Origin of the sequence: Methyloversatilis sp., assembly GCF_030696805.1 — a bacterium.
Lineage (GTDB): Bacteria > Pseudomonadota > Gammaproteobacteria > Burkholderiales > Rhodocyclaceae > Methyloversatilis.
On sequence record NZ_JAUYRO010000122.1, the window covers coordinates 1 to 17,727 of the forward strand.

Annotated in this window: 12 protein-coding genes and 1 pseudogene; 1 reads left to right on the forward strand and 12 read right to left on the reverse strand. The window is 64.8% G+C overall.

Features of this window, described 5'->3' with window-relative positions:
• The 5 genes from Q8R75_RS19670 to Q8R75_RS19690 all read right to left on the reverse strand — a co-directional run.
• Positions 1-224 (reverse strand): hypothetical protein (locus tag Q8R75_RS19670; protein WP_305663831.1); only part of this gene is annotated, 224 nt, incomplete at its 3' end.
• A 43-nt stretch (positions 225-267) separates the two neighbouring features.
• Positions 268-1,923, reverse strand: coding sequence for an MFS transporter (locus Q8R75_RS19675; RefSeq protein WP_305613659.1), 1,656 nt, complete (start codon positions 1,921-1,923; stop codon positions 268-270).
• Positions 1,924-2,070: 147 nt separating this feature from the next.
• Entirely contained in the window at positions 2,071-3,318 is a 1,248-nt protein-coding gene (locus Q8R75_RS19680) for a nitrate/nitrite transporter (protein ID WP_305613658.1), read from the reverse strand.
• 239 nt (positions 3,319-3,557) lie between these two features.
• Positions 3,558-4,265 carry a response regulator gene (locus tag Q8R75_RS19685; RefSeq protein WP_305613657.1) on the reverse strand — a complete coding sequence of 236 codons (708 nt, stop codon included), beginning with the start codon at positions 4,263-4,265 and terminating at the stop codon, positions 3,558-3,560.
• On the reverse strand, positions 4,262-6,172 hold the full coding sequence (locus Q8R75_RS19690) for a type IV pili methyl-accepting chemotaxis transducer N-terminal domain-containing protein (protein ID WP_305613656.1): 1,911 nt from the start codon (positions 6,170-6,172) through the stop codon (positions 4,262-4,264). Before Q8R75_RS19690 ends, Q8R75_RS19685 begins: the two co-directional genes overlap by 4 nt.
• Positions 6,173-6,587: 415 nt before the next feature.
• On the opposite strand from Q8R75_RS19690, the gene Q8R75_RS19695 reads away from it, so the two are divergent.
• Entirely contained in the window at positions 6,588-9,230 is a 2,643-nt protein-coding gene (locus Q8R75_RS19695) for an ATP-binding protein (protein WP_305613655.1), read from the forward strand.
• A gap of 31 nt (positions 9,231-9,261) precedes the next feature.
• Here the strand turns inward: Q8R75_RS19695 and Q8R75_RS19700 are convergent, their stop codons facing one another.
• The 7 genes and pseudogenes from Q8R75_RS19700 to Q8R75_RS19730 all read right to left on the reverse strand — a co-directional run.
• A complete protein-coding gene (locus Q8R75_RS19700; protein WP_305613654.1) occupies positions 9,262-10,143 on the reverse strand; it encodes a phosphoribosylaminoimidazolesuccinocarboxamide synthase in 882 nt (293 codons plus the stop codon).
• Between the two features lie 46 nt (positions 10,144-10,189).
• Complete coding sequence (gene fba, locus Q8R75_RS19705) at positions 10,190-11,254, reverse strand: class II fructose-bisphosphate aldolase (RefSeq protein ID WP_305613653.1); 1,065 nt, start codon at positions 11,252-11,254, stop codon at positions 10,190-10,192.
• 19 nt (positions 11,255-11,273) lie between these two features.
• The gene (gene pyk / locus Q8R75_RS19710; protein WP_305613652.1) at positions 11,274-12,722 is read right to left on the reverse strand and encodes a pyruvate kinase; all 1,449 of its coding nucleotides are present in this window, start codon (positions 12,720-12,722) and stop codon (positions 11,274-11,276) included.
• Between the two features lie 66 nt (positions 12,723-12,788).
• Positions 12,789-13,955 (reverse strand): phosphoglycerate kinase, encoded by a 1,167-nt coding sequence (locus tag Q8R75_RS19715; protein ID WP_305625965.1) that lies wholly within the window; start codon positions 13,953-13,955, stop codon positions 12,789-12,791.
• 104 nt (positions 13,956-14,059) lie between these two features.
• The gene (gene gap / locus Q8R75_RS19720; protein WP_305613650.1) at positions 14,060-15,073 is read right to left on the reverse strand and encodes a type I glyceraldehyde-3-phosphate dehydrogenase; all 1,014 of its coding nucleotides are present in this window, start codon (positions 15,071-15,073) and stop codon (positions 14,060-14,062) included.
• A 90-nt stretch (positions 15,074-15,163) separates the two neighbouring features.
• Positions 15,164-17,197 (reverse strand): transketolase, encoded by a 2,034-nt coding sequence (gene tkt, locus Q8R75_RS19725; protein WP_305613649.1) that lies wholly within the window; start codon positions 17,195-17,197, stop codon positions 15,164-15,166.
• Positions 17,198-17,420: 223 nt separating this feature from the next.
• Positions 17,421-17,727, reverse strand: a pseudogene (locus tag Q8R75_RS19730) (phosphoribulokinase); the annotation flags it as partial.

Sequence of the window (17,727 nt, forward strand, 5' to 3'; positions counted from 1 at the left end):
TGCTGCGTTTCCCAGGTGACGATGCCGCCCTTGACGTAGATTTTCCAGGAACAGGATCCGGTGCAATTCACGCCGTGCGTGGAACGCACGATCTTGTCGTGCGCCCAGCGGTCGCGGTAGGCGTCTTCCCAGCTGCGGTCCTCGCCGGTGGCGACACCGTGGTCACCGGAAAAGCTCTCCTTCGGGTTCGAGAAGTGGGTCAGGCGGTCGAGAAAGTGGCTCATGGGTATTTCTCCGTGTGGCGTTCTGAATGGCTGCGCGTGCGGATCAGGGGTTCTTCACGTACGCATCGGCGCGCAGGTAGAACCACCAGTTGAGGAGCAGGCAGATGGCGTAGAAGGCGGCGAAGCCGTACATCGCGATTTCGGGGGTTCCAGCCTTGATCTGCTGGCCGATGACCACCGGCGCGATGAAGGCACCGTAGGCGGCGACCGCCGAGGTCCAGCCGAGAACGGGGCCGGCCTGGGTACGGTCGAAGATGACGCCGATGGTGCGGAAGGTCGAGCCGTTGCCGATGCCGGTGGCGGTGAACAGCACGATGAACAGGCCGATGAAGGCCGGAAAGTACTGCTCCGGTGTGGCCGAGCCGTAGGCCTGCATCATCACGTAGCCGACCGCACCCGACGCGATCACCATGACGGCCGAAATGACCTGGGTGACGATGGAGCCACCGACCTTGTCCGATATCCAGCCGCCGATCGGGCGTACCGCCGCGCCGACGAAGGGGCCGATCCAGGCGTAGGTCAGTGCCGACGGCGCATTCGGGTTCTTCAGCGTGTGCTGCATGACGCCAGCGGCATCGGGCACGTGGCTGGTGCCGAAGATGACGGTGATGGCCAGCGGCAGCGCCATCGAAAAGCCGATGAAGGAGCCGAAGGTGACGATGTACAGCGCCGTCATCGACCAGGTGTGCTTGTTCCTGAAGATGGCAAACTGCTTGTTCACGCCTTCCTTCATCTCGCCGAAGGCGGCCACCTTCATGACCAGCAGCGCGAGCGCGATGTCCAGCGGGATCGCGACCCACATGCTCAGCACGCCGAGGCCGGTCGGGGCGGGCAGGTAGAGCCACAGCATGAACATCGCGGGCACAAAAGCCAGCGTGTACAGATAGGTGATCTTGGAGAACGCAACGATCGGGTTGCCGGTGTTCGGCGACACCGTTTTCAGGTTGTTCATGCCGAACCAGCACAGGATGGCCAGCGGCACCAGCGACAGCACCCAGGCGAAGCCGGCGTTCTGTATCCAGGTCGGCGTGCCGGCGGCGATCTTGCCGAAGATCCAGCCGCTGTCCTTGACCAGTGTCATCGGTTCGCCTGCGAAGGCACCGAACAGTCCGACCGTCATGACCAGCGGAATGACGATCTGCATCGTCGTCACGCCGAAGTTGCCCAGACCGGCGTTCAGGCCCAGCGCCGTGCCCTGCAGCCGCTTCGGGAAGAAGGTGCTGATGTTGGACATCGAACTGGCAAAATTTCCGCCGCCGACGCCCGACCACAATGCCATCAGCTGGAACACCCACAGCGGCCATTCGGGGTGCTGCAACGCAACCCCGGTGCCGATGGCCGGTGCCAGCAGCATCGCGGTGGTGAGGAAAATGGTGTTGCGGCCCCCGGCCAGCCGGATCAGGAAGGAGGCCGGAATGCGCATGGTCGCGCCGGCGATGCCGGCGATCGCGGTCAGCGTGAACAGCTCGTCCTTGCTGAACGGAAAGCCCAGGTTGAGCATCTGCACGGTGATGATGCCCCACATGCCCCAGACGGCAAATCCACACAGCAGGGCGGGAACCGATATCCAGAGGTTCCGGTAGGCAATCTTCTTGCCGGTGGATTCCCAGAACTGTTCGTCCTCCGGACGCCAGTCGGCGATATCGGGGCCGGCTGCAGGAGTGGCCGGTGGTGTCCCGGCGCGGCTGTTGTTGGTCACGTTAGTCCTCTCGTTGGAAGTGAGGTGTCAGCCCGGAACAAGGGCCGGTTCCCGCAGGGCGGGGTAATCAGGTCGATGCCAGGCGCATCAGTCCCATGCATGGATCGGTTCGCGTAGTTTGGGGTGAGCGCAGCGATGCCCAACGAATCACCCCTGCACACTGCTCGGTTCCCCCATCAGCGGCGTGCGGCGAACTTCGGTGAAATACATCCAGATCAGCGACACCCACACCACCGCGTACATCAGCATGAAGGCGCTGGAACGTATGCCGGTCAGATCGACCAGGGCGCCGAACATGATGGGCAGCACGAAGCCGCCGAGGCCGCCGGCCAGGCCGACGATGCCGCTGATGGCGCCGATATTGGCCGGGTAGTCGTCACTGATGTACTTGAACACGCTGGCCTTGCCGAAGGCCCAGGCAATGCCGAGGATGAACATCAGAGCAGTGAAGGCATAGACGTTCAGGCCGATATCGAAGGTTTTCGGGCCGTCGATCGTGACGATGGTGAAGTGCGTCTGCGGATAGCTCAGCAGGAACAGGCAGATCCAGCTCACCCACAGCACCCACCAGGTGACGCTGTGCGCACCGTACTTGTCGCTGAGCCAGCCGCCGGCCGCACGCAGCACGCCGCCAGGCAACGAGAAGCAGGCGGCCAGCAGTGCTGCCGACCGTATTTCCATGCCGTACTCGCCGACGTAGTACTGCACCATCCACAGGCTCAATGCGACGTAGCCGCCGAACACGATGCTGTAGTACTGGCAGTACTTCATGACGCGCGGATCCTTCAGCGCCTTGAGCTGATCCATGAAACGTACATTGCTCGGCACCAGATGCGCGGGATCGCTGTGGCTGAACAGCCAGAAGATGACCACCGTACCGAGCATGATGGCGGCGTAGGCCTGCGGCACCATGGTCCAGCCGAAGGCGACCAGCAAAGCCGGAGCGACGAACTTGTTGACCGCGGCGCCCGAGTTGCCTGCACCGTAGATGCCCATCGCAAAACCCTGCTGGCCTTTCGGAAACCAGCGTGCGACGTAGGGGGTACCGACCGAAAAGGAGCCACCGGCAAGACCGACGAACAGGCCGATGACCAGGAAGTGCCAGTACTCGGTCGCGTAGCTCATCATCCAGATCGCCGGCACTGTGCTCGCCATAAGCAGCGTCATCACGATGCGGCCGCCGTACTTGTCGGTCCAGATGCCCAGCGGCACCCGCACCAGCGAGCCGGTCAGTACCGGTGTCGCGGTCAGCAAGCCGAACTGCGTGGCATTCAGGTCGAGCGCCTTCTTGATCGGTATGCCGATCACGCCGAACATCATCCACACCATGAAGCACACGGTGAACGCCAGGGTGCTGACGATGAGCACCGATAGCGCCTGCCCTTTCCTGGTCATGACTGAACCCTCCCTTGTCGTTGCGACGATGGTAGGCAGCCGACCCGGATGACAACATCCTTCCTTCGGGTATGAGCAATGCGGCAGAAGAACGATGGCGTGCGCGCGAGCCATCGTTCGAAAGAACTATCTGGCGAAAAACTCGCAGGAGCTTGCGCTGGGTCAAGCCGGCGGAGCCGGCAAGTGGGCTGGATCGACCGGCACGGGCGTCAGACGACGCCCATCGCGGCTGTTCTGGCTCAGGTCAGGCCGCGTTCGACGGCGATGACCGCGACCTGTACCCGCGAAGAAACGCCAAGTTTGCGCAGGATGTGCTGTACGTGAATCTTCACCGTGGTTTCGGCGATGCCCAGATCACGTGCGATCTGCTTGTTGCTGTCGCCGCGGGCGATGCCGCGCAGGATGTCGGTTTCACGTGGCGACAGCGCGCCGTTGCCGGCGTTATCGGTCGCAGACCCCGCTGCGGGGGTATCGCTTGCGGGCGGTGCAGCGGCGGCCTGGCGATAGACCGCCACCAGCTTGCCGGTCATTTCGTTCGCGACGACGCTTTCGCCGCGCATCGCGCGGTGGATGGCGCTGGCCAGTGCCTCGCCTTCCATGGTTTTCAGCAGGTAGCCACAGGCGCCTGCGCGAAGGGCGGCGGCCAGATCGTTCTCGTCCTCGCTGATGGTGAGCATGAGCACTCTGGCGTGCGGCGCGGCTTCGCGCAGCGCCGGCAGCGCATCGATCCCGCTGACACCGGGCAGGTGATTGTCGAGCAGGATGATGTCCGGCTGCAGGCTTGCGGCACGCCGCTGCGCCTCGCCCGCGTCGGCCGCATCGCCGACCACCTGCAGTCCGGGGTCGCGCGACAGCAGCGCCGTGAGACCACGCCGGAACAGCGTGTGGTCATCGACCAGCAGGATGCGGATCGGTGAGCCGGCATCACGCAATGTGCGGTCATTCATGATTCAGAGGTTTCCGCGGCAGTTGCCCTCTCGAACAGCTCGGTCGAGGGCGGCAGGGTGAGCACCACGGAGGTGCCGCGCTGCGGCGTCGAGAATACCTCCACCCGGGCGCCGATGCGTTCGGCGCGTTCCGTCATGATGCGCAACCCGACGTGTGTTTCGTCTGCCGCGCCATGGCCGACGTCGAATCCGCAGCCGTCATCGCGCACCTCGAAAACCCACAGCGGCTGCTGCTTCACGTCGAGCCAGACCTGACCGGCTCGGGCGTGCTTGCGCACGTTGGAGAGAGCTTCCTGCACGATGTGCAGCACCTGGATCTGTATGTCCGGCGGCAGGGGTATGCCGTGATCGCGCATGTTGAGCGTCGCATGGACGCCGCTCTGATGTTCGAACTTGCGCAGGGTACCGAGCAGCGCGCCTTCGATGTCTTCCGCGTTGGTGCGGGTGCGGAAGTGCAGCAGCAGTTCGCGCACGTCGCCCGTGCTTTCGCGCAGGCCGGCGTCCAGTTCCCCCAGTATCCGCTCCGTCTCCAGCGTATCCCGTTCGGCCAGCGCGCCGCGCATCATTTCCAGCTGCATCTTCATGAAGGCGAGCGACTGGGCGATCGAATCGTGCAGTTCGCTGGCCAGGAAGTTGCGCTCCTGGGATACCGCGGCTTCGTTTCTCAGCGCGGTCAGGCGCAGGTTTTCCATGCCGCTGGCCAGATGGGTGGTCAGTGCCTCGAGCAGCGACCGTGCCGAAGGTGAAAGAACGATTTCGGCATGGAAAAACAGATCGACCTCGCCCATCACCCTGTCCTTCAAACGCACCGGTACCGACACGAGCGTCTCAAAACCGGCTTCGGCGCAGTACTGCAGGCCACCCGGTGTCATCGAACGGATCGGGATGATGCGCGCGTGCGGCGAAGCGTCGGGCACACCGCAGTGGCATTCGTTCGCCTTCAGGCAGCGCTCGCCCTCAGTCATGTAGTCCGGAAGGCCCTGCGACGCCAGCATCAGGAAACGCCGGTTCGATTCGTCGGACCAGCGCAGGCCCACTCCATCCGCATGCAGCGCCCGAGCGACATAGCCGACGAACCCTTGCGCGAGCTCGTCCAGCGACCGGGCGGTGGCGATCAGCGAAGTGACCTCATAAAGCGCTTCGAGGCGCTCCTGCTTCTCCTGCAGTTCCGCGGTCTTGGTGGTCACCTTGGATTCGAGGTTTCGATACATGGCCTGGATCTGGTCTGCCATGCCGTTGAAGCCATCGGCCAGCGTGCCGAACTCGTCATCGGTCGACCGTTCGACCCGGGCACCCAGATCGCCCGACTGGATGCGCTCTATCGCCTGCTTGAGCTGTCCGACGGGTTCCAGTACGAACAGGTAGCCGACATACAGCAGCACGGTGGCGCCCAGAACGGCAATGGCGATGGTTGCAAGCTGCAACAGATGCAACAGTGCCGTCCAGCGCGACATGTGCGCTTCGATGCCGGAAACCAGGCGGTCGATGTCTGCGCTGAAGGCCGCCGTGTCGGTACCCAGGGATTGCAACTGGGCCGGCGGCTTGTCCAGCCAGGTTGTGCGGAACTGCTGCCAGCCGGACTCCACGCGCGTAAAGCGCTCCCGGACGGCGTCGTCCCACGGCACGAAAAGGGGGCGTTCCGGGTCGCCGTTGCGCAGCAGTGCGAGACTGCGCTCGAACGCCGCGATGGCACCGGGCAGCGCGTCCTGTTCGTGACGGCTGACCTGGAGTGACAGGCGGTAGGCCTGCATGCGCATGCGGCCCGCCTCGTTGACCGCGGCCGCGCCACCGTCGAGTTGCCACGAAACCCACAGCGTCAGCGTGACCGACAGCAGTGCCAGCAGCGCGAAAGGCGCAGCCGACAGGGCGAGTTTGGCGCCAAGGCCCCGAAGTTTGCGAACGTTCATTAAACCTGAAAACCTCAGTTGATCGACGCCGTGGACATGGTTGGCGGGGTGTACGGCAAGGCGCGAGGACGCTGCAGGATAGCTCCCTGCAAGGACGAGCAACGCAGTCGGGCGCCGCGCCGGCCGTGCACACGGCGGCGAAGCGCTCTCACCTTGAGGGTGAAGCCCGGAAAAGACAGGACGTCGCAGGGGCGCAAGCCGTCATCAGTATCTCAAGCGGTCATCTGAGGTTTTCGGGTTTAACACAGTGTAGTCAAGCGCGCGCGCGATGGGCATTGTTACAGCGCAAGCCGGTGGCGTGCGGTCATTCAGGCAATTGCGCACGCTTGCCTGCTCTGTTCCAGTCTTTCGGCATGGCGACAGTCGGTAGTCTGCAGGTTGGCCCTGTGTCCCGGCCGCAACGGAGCGGATGCATTTGAAGGACAGTCCTCATTCAAGACCGCAGGCGGCGACTGTGCTGCTCGGCCCGGCCGGCGCTGTGCTGGCGTGCGTGTGCGCGCTGTGGCTGCCCGCTGCATGGTGGATCGGGTCCGATGCGCTGCCGCTGCAGGCAGCCTGGGCAATCTGGTGTGCCGCCTTCGCCGCGCTGTTGCTGCGCGTGCGTCGCAACACGCCCGTGGCGACGCAGGCGGATCTGCCGGCGCCCGCCGACGCCGACTCGGCCGACCACGACATCGTGCAGGCCATTCCGCTGTCGATCTGCGTCTGTGCGCTGCCGGGTGGCGAAATCCTCTTTGCCAACGACGCCATGGTGGATCTGGCGGGCGAGCCGCGCGGAAGCCTGCTTGGCCGTGCGCTGGGCGAGTTCTGCGCCCAGACGCATGACCGGGAACGCCTCGGACTTGCATTGGCGACCGGACACGGTTTCGACGACGTCGAGCTTCCGGTGCGCCGCGCCGACGGCAATGTACGCTGGCTTTCGGTGTGCGGCCGCCCGGACGCATTCGCCGGTAGGGCTGCACTGTTCGTCGTGTGCCACGACGTCACCGTGCACAAGCAGGCGCAGCGCTCGCTTATCGCCAGCGAAGAGCGCTTCCGCGTGCTGCTGGGCGCACTGTCCGAATCGGTGGTGCTGTACGACGCACAGGCGAAGGTGTTGACCCGCAATCGCGCCGCCGAGGCGTGCACCTGGCTGGACGATGCGCACGCCGGTCTGCCCGGCGGACACGCCGAGGCGCGGTTGTTCGACGAACAGGGACGGGCGCTTGCGAACGCACGGCATCCGGTGTGGCGTTCGCTGGCCAACGGCCAGCCGTTGCGCGAGGTGGTGATCGGAACCGGCCACGCCGGCAACCCGACGCGCTGGCTGTCGGTCACGACGCAGCCGCTGTTCCATGCCGGTGCCAGTCGGCCGTATGCCGTGGTGGCGTCCTACTCCGACCTGACGGCGCGCATCCGCGCCGAACGCGCGCTGCGGGCCAGCGAACAGCGCTACGCCCTGGCACTGCGCGGCATGAATGAAGGGCTGGCGGAATGGATCCACGGCAGCAAGGAGCTGTACGTGTCGCCCCGTCTGTCTCACATAATGGGTTATGACGGCGGTGGTCGCCGCATGCCGGTGAAGGATTTCGTGGCGGGCATCCATCAGACGGACAAACCGGGCTGGGACGCCATGATGGACGACCTGCTGGGCGGCGGCCACGACGTATTTCAGCTTGAGTTGCGCATGCGCCACGCCGACAGCACTTACCACTGGTTCATGGTGCGCGGCGTGGCGCAGCGTGATGCGGCAGGCCGCAGTACGCGGGTGGTCGGCACCATCGGTGACATTTCGTTGCGCAAGCGGCTGGAGCAGGTCGATCTGGCCGAACGTGAGCTGCTGGCGCGGATCGCTGCCGGCGTACCCCTGGCCGATGTGAGTTCGCGGCTGGCCGTGCTGGTCGAAGGTCTGCTGAACGAAGATTCGCGTGTGGCCGTGCTTACCTGCGGCGCGTCGGCCGCCGACAGCGTCGACGTGGTGGCGCCCGGTCTGTCGGCCGGCTTCCGCGCTGCGCTGGCCCGGCTCGCGCTGCCGTCCGGAGGCAGTTCATCGCCGCTGGTCATCGCCGATCCGGACGGTGCGCCGGGCGCGCAAGCGCATCATGCCGCGCTGGCTGACGAAGGCCTGAACGCCCTGTGGGCGTTGCCGCTGGCCGGGCCGGGTGGCATCGCGCTGGGTGCGCTGGTGATCTGTCACCGCCGGCCCTGGCGGCCGGGACGTTCGGACGAGAACCTGGTGCAGCGGCTGGTCGACATTGCGCAACTGGCGATCGAACGGGCGCGCGGCGAGCGCCAGGTCAGGGAGCTGAACGAATCGCTGGAACGGCGCGTTGCGGAACGCACGGCCCTGCTGGAACAGGCCAACAACGAGCTGGAGGCGTTCTCGTATTCGGTGTCGCACGACCTGCGCAGCCCGCTGCGCGCCATCAATGGTTTTGCCCATTTGCTGACCGAGCACGCCGCAGCAACGCTCGATGACGAAGGCCGGGACATGCTGCAGCGCATCCAGCGCGGATCGAACCGCATGGGCCAGCTGATCGACGACATCCTGCGTTTTTCGCGCATGGCGCGCATCGACATGGCGCATGCCGAGGTCGGGCTCGACAAGGTGGCGCGTTCGGTCGCTGCAGAGTTGCTCGAACAGTATCCGGTCGCGCGCATCACCGTTGCGCCGCTGGGGCAGGTCAGCGGCGACAACGCGATGCTGCGGCAGGTGTTCGCGAACCTGATCGGCAACGCGCTGAAATTTTCGGTGCATACGGAACAGCCGCTGATCGAGCTGTTCGTCGAGATGCAGGATGGCGAGCCGGCGATCTGCGTGCGCGACAACGGGGTCGGCTTCGATCCGCTGTATGCCGATCGTCTGTTCGGGGTGTTCCAGCGCATGCATGGCGCCGAGGAGTTTCCCGGCACCGGCGTCGGGCTGGCCATCGTCAAGCGCATCGTCGAGCGCCACGGTGGCCGGGTCAGCGTGCAGGCGGCGCCCGGCAAGGGTGCAACCTTCTGTTTCACCCTGCAGGGTTTCGTGCCGGCAAAACCGCTGACGGACCCGGCCGGCGAGACGCGAACGGGAACCTGAGGGGACCTCGGGGAACGGGAGAAGAGGCTGCTCAGCCGATCAGGCGGGTCAGTGCTTCGCGGTACTTGTCGCCGGTGCGCTCGATGATGCCGGCCGGCAGCAACGGTCCGGGCGCGCTCTTGTTCCAGTCCAGCGTCTCCAGGTAATCGCGCACGAACTGCTTGTCGAAGGACGGCGGATTGACGCCTTCCCGGTACTGGTCGGCCGGCCAGAAGCGCGACGAATCCGGGGTCAGCGCCTCATCGATCAGGATGAGTTTGCCATCCGGGTCGAGACCGAATTCGAACTTGGTGTCGGCGATGATGATGCCGCGGCTCTTCGCATAGTCCGACGCGGCGCTGTACAGCGCGATCGCCGTATCGCGCACCTGCGCCGCCAGCGCCTTGCCGATCAGCGCCTCGGTCTGTTCGAAGCTGATGTTTTCGTCGTGATCGCCCACGGCGGCCTTGGTGGCCGGCGTGAAGATCGGGGCCGGCAGCTTCGACGCCATGCGCAGGCCGTGCGGCAGCGCCACGCCGCACACCGCACCGGTACGCGAATAGTCGCCCCAGCCGGAGCCGATCAGGTAGCCGCGCACCACCGCTTCGATCGGCAGCGGCTTGAGCCGCCGCACGACGATGGCGCGGCCTTCGACCTGATCACGCTCGTCGGCCGTGACCACCGATTCCGGTGCGATGCCGGTCAGGTGGTTGGGCGACACGCCGGCCAGCATGCCGAACCAGAAGTTCGATACGGCAGTCAGCACCTTGCCCTTGCCCGGAATCGGGTCGGGCAGGATGACGTCGAACGCCGACAGGCGGTCAGTCGTCACGATGAGCATCGTCGCGTCATCGATCGCGTAAATGTCGCGCACCTTGCCACGGGCAATCAGCGGCAGGCTGTTGATGCGGGATTCGAACAGTGCGTCGGCCATGTCGGTCCTGGTTACGGTCTTCGTTACGGGATGCGGAGGAGGAAGGTCAGGTGACGGTCTGCGCCAGTTTGCCGGCGGCGTACTGGCGGGCAATCTCGTCCAGCGGAATGGCCTTGATCTTGCCTGCCTGGCCTTCGCAGCCGAACTGCAGATAGCGTTCCTTGCAGATGAGCTTCGCTGCTTCGCGGGCCGGCTTCAGCCATTCACGGGCGTCGAACTTGTCCGGGTTCTCGGCCAGGAACTTGCGCACCGCGCCGGTCATGGCGAGGCGGATGTCGGTGTCGATATTGATCTTGCGCACGCCGTACTTGATCGCTTCCTGGATTTCCTCGACCGGCACGCCGTAGGTTTCCTTCATGCTGCCGCCGTACTGGTTGATGATGGCCAGCAGGTCCTGCGGCACCGACGATGAGCCGTGCATCACCAGGTGCGTGTTGGGAATGCGCTTGTTGATTTCCTTCACGCGCGAGATCGCGAGGATGTCGCCGGTGGGCTTGCGGGTGAATTTGTAGGCGCCGTGACTGGTGCCGATGGCGATGGCCAGTGCGTCCAGCTGCGTCGCCTTGACGAACTGTGCGGCTTCCTCCGGATCGGTCAGCAGCGACGAGTGGTCGAGCTTGCCTTCGGCGCCATGACCATCTTCCTCGCCGGCCATGCCGGTTTCCAGCGAGCCCAGGCAGCCCAGTTCGCCTTCGACCGTGACGCCGACCTTGTGCGCCATGTCGACCACGCGACGGGTGACCTCGACGTTGTAGTCGAACGAGGCCGGCGTCTTGCCGTCTTCCTTCAGCGAGCCGTCCATCATGACCGAGCCGAAGCCCAGGTCGATGGCACCCTGGCAGATCGCCGGTGACTGGCCGTGATCCTGGTGCATCACCAGCGGAATGTGCGGGTACGCTTCGACGGCGGCCTGGATCAGGTGCTTGATGAAGCTTTCGCCGGCGTACTTCCGGGCCCCGGCGCTGGCCTGCAGGATGACCGGCGCGCCGACTTCATCGGCCGCGCTCATCACCGCCTGGACCTGTTCGAGATTGTTTACGTTGAACGCCGGAAGGCCGTAGCCGTATTCGGCGGCGTGGTCGAGCAACTGGCGCATGGAAACCATGGGCATGGCAATTCTCCTGGCTGGATCAGATAACGGTCGAAAGTTGACGATACTCCCCGACCTTGACGATTTTCAGTGTATTGGTGCCGCCCGGCACGCCGATCGGCTCGCCGAACGACAACACGATGAGGTCACCCACCTGCACGGCGCCGCTGCGCAACAGTTCGGCTTCGGCATCGACCAGCATGCGGTCGCGGTCGGCCTCCGGATCGAGCTTGATCATCAACGGTGTCACGCCGCGGTACATCGACAGCTTGTAGCGGGTACGCACCTCCGGTGTCAGCGCATAAATCGGCACGCCGCTGTTCAGGCGCGACATCCACAGCGAGGTCGAGCCGGACTGGGTCAGCGTGGCGATCGCTTTCACCTTGAGGTGGAAGGCGGAAAACAGCGCGGCCATCGCGATCGACTGGTCGATGCGGGTGAATACGCGGGTCAGGAACTCCTGGTCCAGCTTCACCTCGGCGGATTTCTCGGCTTCGATGCAGATGCGCGCCATCGCCTCGACCGTTTCGACCGGGTACTCGCCGGACGCGGTTTCGGCCGACAGCATGACCGCGTCGGTACCGTCGAGCACCGCATTGGCGACGTCGGACACTTCGGCGCGCGTCGGCACCGGGCTGTGGATCATTGACTCCATCATCTGGGTCGCGGTGATCACCAGCTTGTTCATTTCGCGCGACACCCTGATGATGCGTTTCTGCATCGCCGGCACGGCAGCGTCGCCCACTTCGACCGCGAGGTCGCCGCGCGCCACCATGGCGCCATCGGACGCGTCGAGAATCTCTTCCAGCGCCGGAATCGCCTCGACGCGCTCGATCTTGGCGATCAGCAACGCGTTCGAGCCGGCCGCGCGCAGCAGCTCGCGCGCCTGACGCATGTCGGCGCCGTTCTTCGGGAAGCTGACCGCGACGTAATCGACATTCAGCGACGCCGCAATCTTGATGTCTTCCATGTCCTTGAGCGTCAGCGCCGGCGCCGTCAGCCCGCCGCCCTGGCGGTTGATGCCCTTGTTGTTCGACAGCTCGCCGCCGTGGCGCACCGTGCAGTGGATCTGGGTCGCATTGACCGACTTCACGTCCATGACGATGCGGCCGTCGTCGAGCAGCAGCACGGCGCCCGGTTCGACGTCATTCACCAGTTCCGGATAGTCGAGCCCGACACGGCCCGCGTCGCCCAGCGTGCATTCGATGTCGAATATGAAGGCCTGACCCCCCTTGAGCATCACCTTGTTGTCGGCAAACTTGCCGACGCGGATCTTCGGGCCCTGCAGGTCGGCCATCACGCCCACCGTACGGCCGGCCCTGGCTGCGGCCACGGCAAGGGTTTCGACGCGCGCACGGTGATCGTCCGCCTTGCCATGCGAAAAATTGAGCCGTACCACGTCGACGCCAGCCTCGACGAGGCGGGTCAGGGTGGCGAGATCGCTCGAAGCGGGGCCGAGCGTGGCGACGATCTTGGTGAAGCGGTGCATGGCGGACGAACTCCTCGTGATGTCGTTGTTGTTGTGTTTTGCTGCGCGTTGCGTGTGCGGTGCCTATCAGCCGCGGGCGCGCCGCAGCAGGATATCGACAGCCGGTAGCGTCTTGCCTTCGAGGAACTCCAGGAAGGCGCCACCACCGGTCGAGATGTAGCTCACCTGGTCGGCGATGCCGTATTTTGCGATGGCGGCCAGCGTGTCGCCACCACCGGCGATCGAATAGGCCTGCGATGCTGCAATGGCGCGTGCCACGGTTTCGGTGCCGTGACCGAAGGCGTCGAATTCGAATACGCCGACCGGGCCATTCCACACGATGGTGCCGGCCGCCTTGAGCATCTCCGCCAACCGGGCAGCCGCCTTCGGGCCGATGTCGAGAATCATGTCGTCGGCGGCGACGTCGTCGACCGACTTGACCGTTGCCGGCGCATCGGCCGCAAATGTTTTGGCGCACACCACGTCTTCCGGCAGCGGCACTTTAGTCTTGGCCATCACGCGCTTGGCGGCGTCCACCAGATCGGCTTCGGCGAGCGATTTTCCGATCTGCTTGCCGGCGGCGAGCAGGAAGGTGTTGGCGATGCCGCCGCCGACGATGAGCTGATCGACCTTGTCGGCCAGATTTTCCAGCAGCGTCAGTTTGGACGATACCTTCGAGCCGGCGACGATGGCCACCAATGGACGCGCGGGCTGGCCGAGCGCCTTGCCCAGCGCATCAAGTTCGCTCGCCATCAGCGGACCGGCGCAGGCGACAGGCGCGTACTGGCCCATGCCGTAGGTCGTCGCTTCAGCGCGGTGGGCGGTGCCGAAGGCGTCATTCACCCACACATCACACAGCGCTGCGAGTTTTCTCGACAGCGCGTCGTCGCACTTCTTCTCACCCTTGTTGGCGCGGCAGTTTTCCAGCAGGACGACTTCGCCCGGGGCGACCGTGACGCCATCGACCCAGTTCGCAATCAGTTTCACCTCGAAGCCGAGCAGTTCCGACATGCGGCGGGCGATCGGTGCCAGCGAATCTTCCGGCTTCAGCTCGCCTTCCGTCGGACGACCGAGGTGCGACGTCACCATGACCGCAGCGCCGGCGTCACGCGCGGTGCGGATGGCTGGCAGCGAGGCGCGGATGCGGGTGTCTTCGGTAATGTTGCCGGCGTCGTCCTGCGGCACGTTCAGGTCGGAGCGGATGAAAACCCGCTTGCCCTTGAGATCAAGATCGGAAAGTCGTGTGAACTGCATCGTGTGTCCTCTGCGATGGCGCGTGAAGGGGGATTTCAGGCAAGGGCAGAAACGAAGCGGGGAGGGGCGTCGCCGCCCGAACCCCGCTCGGTTGCGCTGGCGCCTTACTTTGCAGTCATCAGTGCAACCGTCGTGTCGAGCATGCGGTTGGAGAAACCCCACTCGTTGTCGTACCAGGACAGCACCTTCACCAGCGTGCCGCCCATGACGCGCGTTTGCGTCGAGTCGAAGATCGACGAGCGGGCATCGTGGTTGAAGTCGATCGACACCAGCGGTTCGACGTTGTAGCCCAGCACGCCCTTCAATTCGCCTTCCGAAGCGGCCTTCAGGATGCCGTTCACTTCGTCAGTCGTGGTGACGCGTGCGGCCGTGAAGGTGAGGTCGACGATGGACACATTGATGGTCGGTACGCGCATCGCGAAGCCGTCCAGCTTGCCGTTCAGATCCGGCAGTACCAGGCCGACTGCGGCGGCGGCGCCGGTCTTGGTCGGGATCATCGACATCGTGGCACTGCGCGCACGGCGCAGGTCTTCGTGGTAGACGTCAGTCAGCACCTGGTCGTTCGTGTAGGCATGGATGGTTGTCATCAGGCCATGCACGACGCCGATCTTGTCGTGCAGCGGCTTGACCAGCGGCGCCAGACAATTGGTGGTGCAACTGGCGTTCGAAATGACCGTGTCGGTCCCCTTCAGCACGGCGTGGTTCACGCCATAGACGATGGTGGCGTCGACGTCCTTGCCGCCCGGCGCAGAAATGATCACCTTCTTCGCGCCGCCCTTGATGTGGGCCGACGCCTTTTCCTTGGTCGTAAAGAAGCCGGTGCATTCCAGCACGACATCGACGCCCAGTTCGCCCCACGGCAGTTCGGCCGGGTTGCGGTTGGCCAGCACGCGGATGCGGTCACCGTTCACGACCATGTAGTCGCCGTCGACGCTCACTTCACCCGGAAACTTGCCGTGGGCGGTGTCGTAACGGGTCAGGTGGGCGTTGGTCTTGGGGTCGCCAAGATCGTTGATCGCGACGATCTGGATGTCGTGGCGCTTGCCGCCCTCGTAGTGTGCGCGAAGCACATTGCGGCCGATGCGCCCGTATCCGTTGATGGCAACCTTGATCGTCATGTCTGCAACTTCCTTTCCAGTGGGTGTGGATTCAAGAAAAGCTCTGGATTGTGCGGCGCGGCTTTTGGCCGCGCTGCGCCAAATTTGGCATCACTTGCCAAGCAGTTGTCGTGCCGCCTGCGTCACGGCGTCCGCGGTGATGCCGAATGCCTTGTACAACTCGCCCGCCGGCGCCGATTCGCCGAAGTGGTCCAGACCAATGACGGCGCCTTCGAGGCCGACGTACTTGCGCCACAGATCGGTCACTCCGGCCTCGACCGCGACGCACGGAACGCCGCGCGGCAGCACGGTTTCACGCCATGCGGCATCCTGGCGATCGAACACCGTAGTCGACGGCATCGACACCACGCGCACGGTGATGCCTTCCGCCTCCAGCGATTTCTGCGCTGCGAGCGCCAGCGAAACCTCCGAGCCGGTGGCGATCAGTATGGCTTCCACCTTGCCGGCCGCATCGGACAGCACGTAACCACCGCGCGCGATGGCTGCGGTCGTTGCTGCGTCGCGCGCCACGTGCGGCAGGTTCTGGCGCGAAAACATCAGCGAACTGGGGCCGTCGGCCCGCTTGAGTGCGTGCGCCCAGGCGACTGCCGATTCGATCGTATCGCACGGGCGCCAGACGTCCATGTTCGGCATCAGACGCAGCGTGGCGGTCTGTTCGACCGGCTGGTGGGTCGGGCCGTCTTCGCCGAGGCCGATCGAGTCGTGCGTGAACACGAACACCTGGCGCAGCTTCATCAACGCCGCCATGCGAAGCGCGTTCCGGGCGTACTCGGAGAACATCAGGAACGTGGCGGTGTAGGGAATGAAGCCACCGTGCAGCGCGATGCCGTTGGCGATCGCCGACATGCCGAATTCGCGCACGCCGTAGTAGAGGTAATTGCCGCCCGGATTGCCGGCCGATATGCCTTTCGAGCCCGACCACAGCGTCAGGTTGGATCCGGCGAGGTCGGCGGAGCCGCCAAGCAGTTCCGGCAGCGCCGGTGCGAAGGCCTCGATGCAGTTCTGGCTCGCCTTGCGGCTGGCGATGTTGTCCGCCTTGCCGTCGAACTTCGCGATCGTGTCTGCAACGACCTGCTCGAAATCGCCCGGCAATGTACCGTGCGTGCGGCGTTTGAACTCTGCCGCGAGGTCGGGGTGGGCGGCCGCGTAGGCTGCAAACCGTTCATTCCAGCCCGCTTCGGCGGTCTTGCCGGCGGGGCGAGCATCCCACGCCGCATAGACGTCGGCCGGGATTTCAAAGGGTGCGTGCGACCAGCCGATGAGCGCGCGTGCCGCGTCGATTTCGGCCGTACCCAGCGGGGCGCCGTGCACGTCGTGGCTTCCGGCCTTGTTCGGCGAGCCGAGGCCGATGACCGTGCGGCAGCAGATCAGCGTCGGTCGCGAAAGGTCTGACTTTGCCCCAAGCACTGCGGCGTTGATGGCTGCGCTGTCGTGACCGTCGACGGCCGGAATGACCTGCCAGCCATAGGCTTCGAAGCGCTTCGGCGTGTCGTCGGAGAACCAGCCCTCGACATGGCCGTCGATCGAGATGCCGTTGTCGTCATAGAACACGATCAGCTTGCCCAGGCCTTGCGTGCCGGCCAGCGAGCAGGCTTCGTGCGAGATGCCTTCCATCAGGCAGCCGTCGCCGGCAAAGGCGTAGGTGAAGTGATCGACGACCGTATGGCCGGGTCGATTGAATTGCGCCGCCATACCGCGTTCCGCGAGCGCCATGCCGACCGCGTTGGCCAGCCCCTGGCCGAGCGGGCCAGTGGTGGTTTCGACGCCCGGTGCGTAGCCACGCTCCGGGTGGCCCGGCGTCTTCGAATGCAGCTGGCGGAAGGATTTGAGATCGTCGATCGACAGGTCGTAGCCGGTCAGGTGCAGCAGTGCATACAGCAGCATCGAACCGTGGCCGTTCGACAGCACGAAGCGGTCACGGTCGGCCCAGTCCGGATTGGCCGGATTGTGCTTCAGGTGATGGCGCCACAGCACTTCGGCGATTTCCGCCATGCCCATCGGCGCGCCCGGATGGCCGGAGTTGGCTTTCTGGACAGCATCCATCGCCAGCGCACGGATGGCACCCGTGATCGGATTGAAGCCCCCGCGGGGTGTGATGGTCGGGACGGCGTTCGAGGCGGTCATAGGGCAGGTTCCGGCCGGAAAAACCCATAATTATCCGCGAAAACAAAGCCTCTGGGTAGCACGCTGCGTTCAGCAGGCGCGCCGGCTATAAGCGTCCGGCGTCGCGGGACTCGCAACGCCGGACCGAAATGGTCCGGTTCTCACAAGCGGACTGCCATCGCCGGTCGCCGGGCACACGGGGTCGGCATCGATCCAGTTCTTCAGCCGGCTCGGTGACGATAACTCAATAGCGGGCTCGCGCCTTGCGCCCATTTTCCACCAGCCGCAGGATCAGCGGCGTGAAAATGAGCTGCATGGCCAGTTCGATCTTGCCGCCCGGAATCACAATGGTGTTGGCTCGCGACATGAAAGAGCCTTGCAGCATGCTCAGCAGGTACTGGAAATCGATGCCGCGCGGATTGGCGAAGCGGATCACCAGCATCGACTCGTCTGCGGTCGGAATCCACCGAGCGATGAATGGGTTCGAGGTATCGACGATCGGAACGCGCTGGAAGTTGATGTTCGTCAGCGCAAATTGCGGGACGATGTAG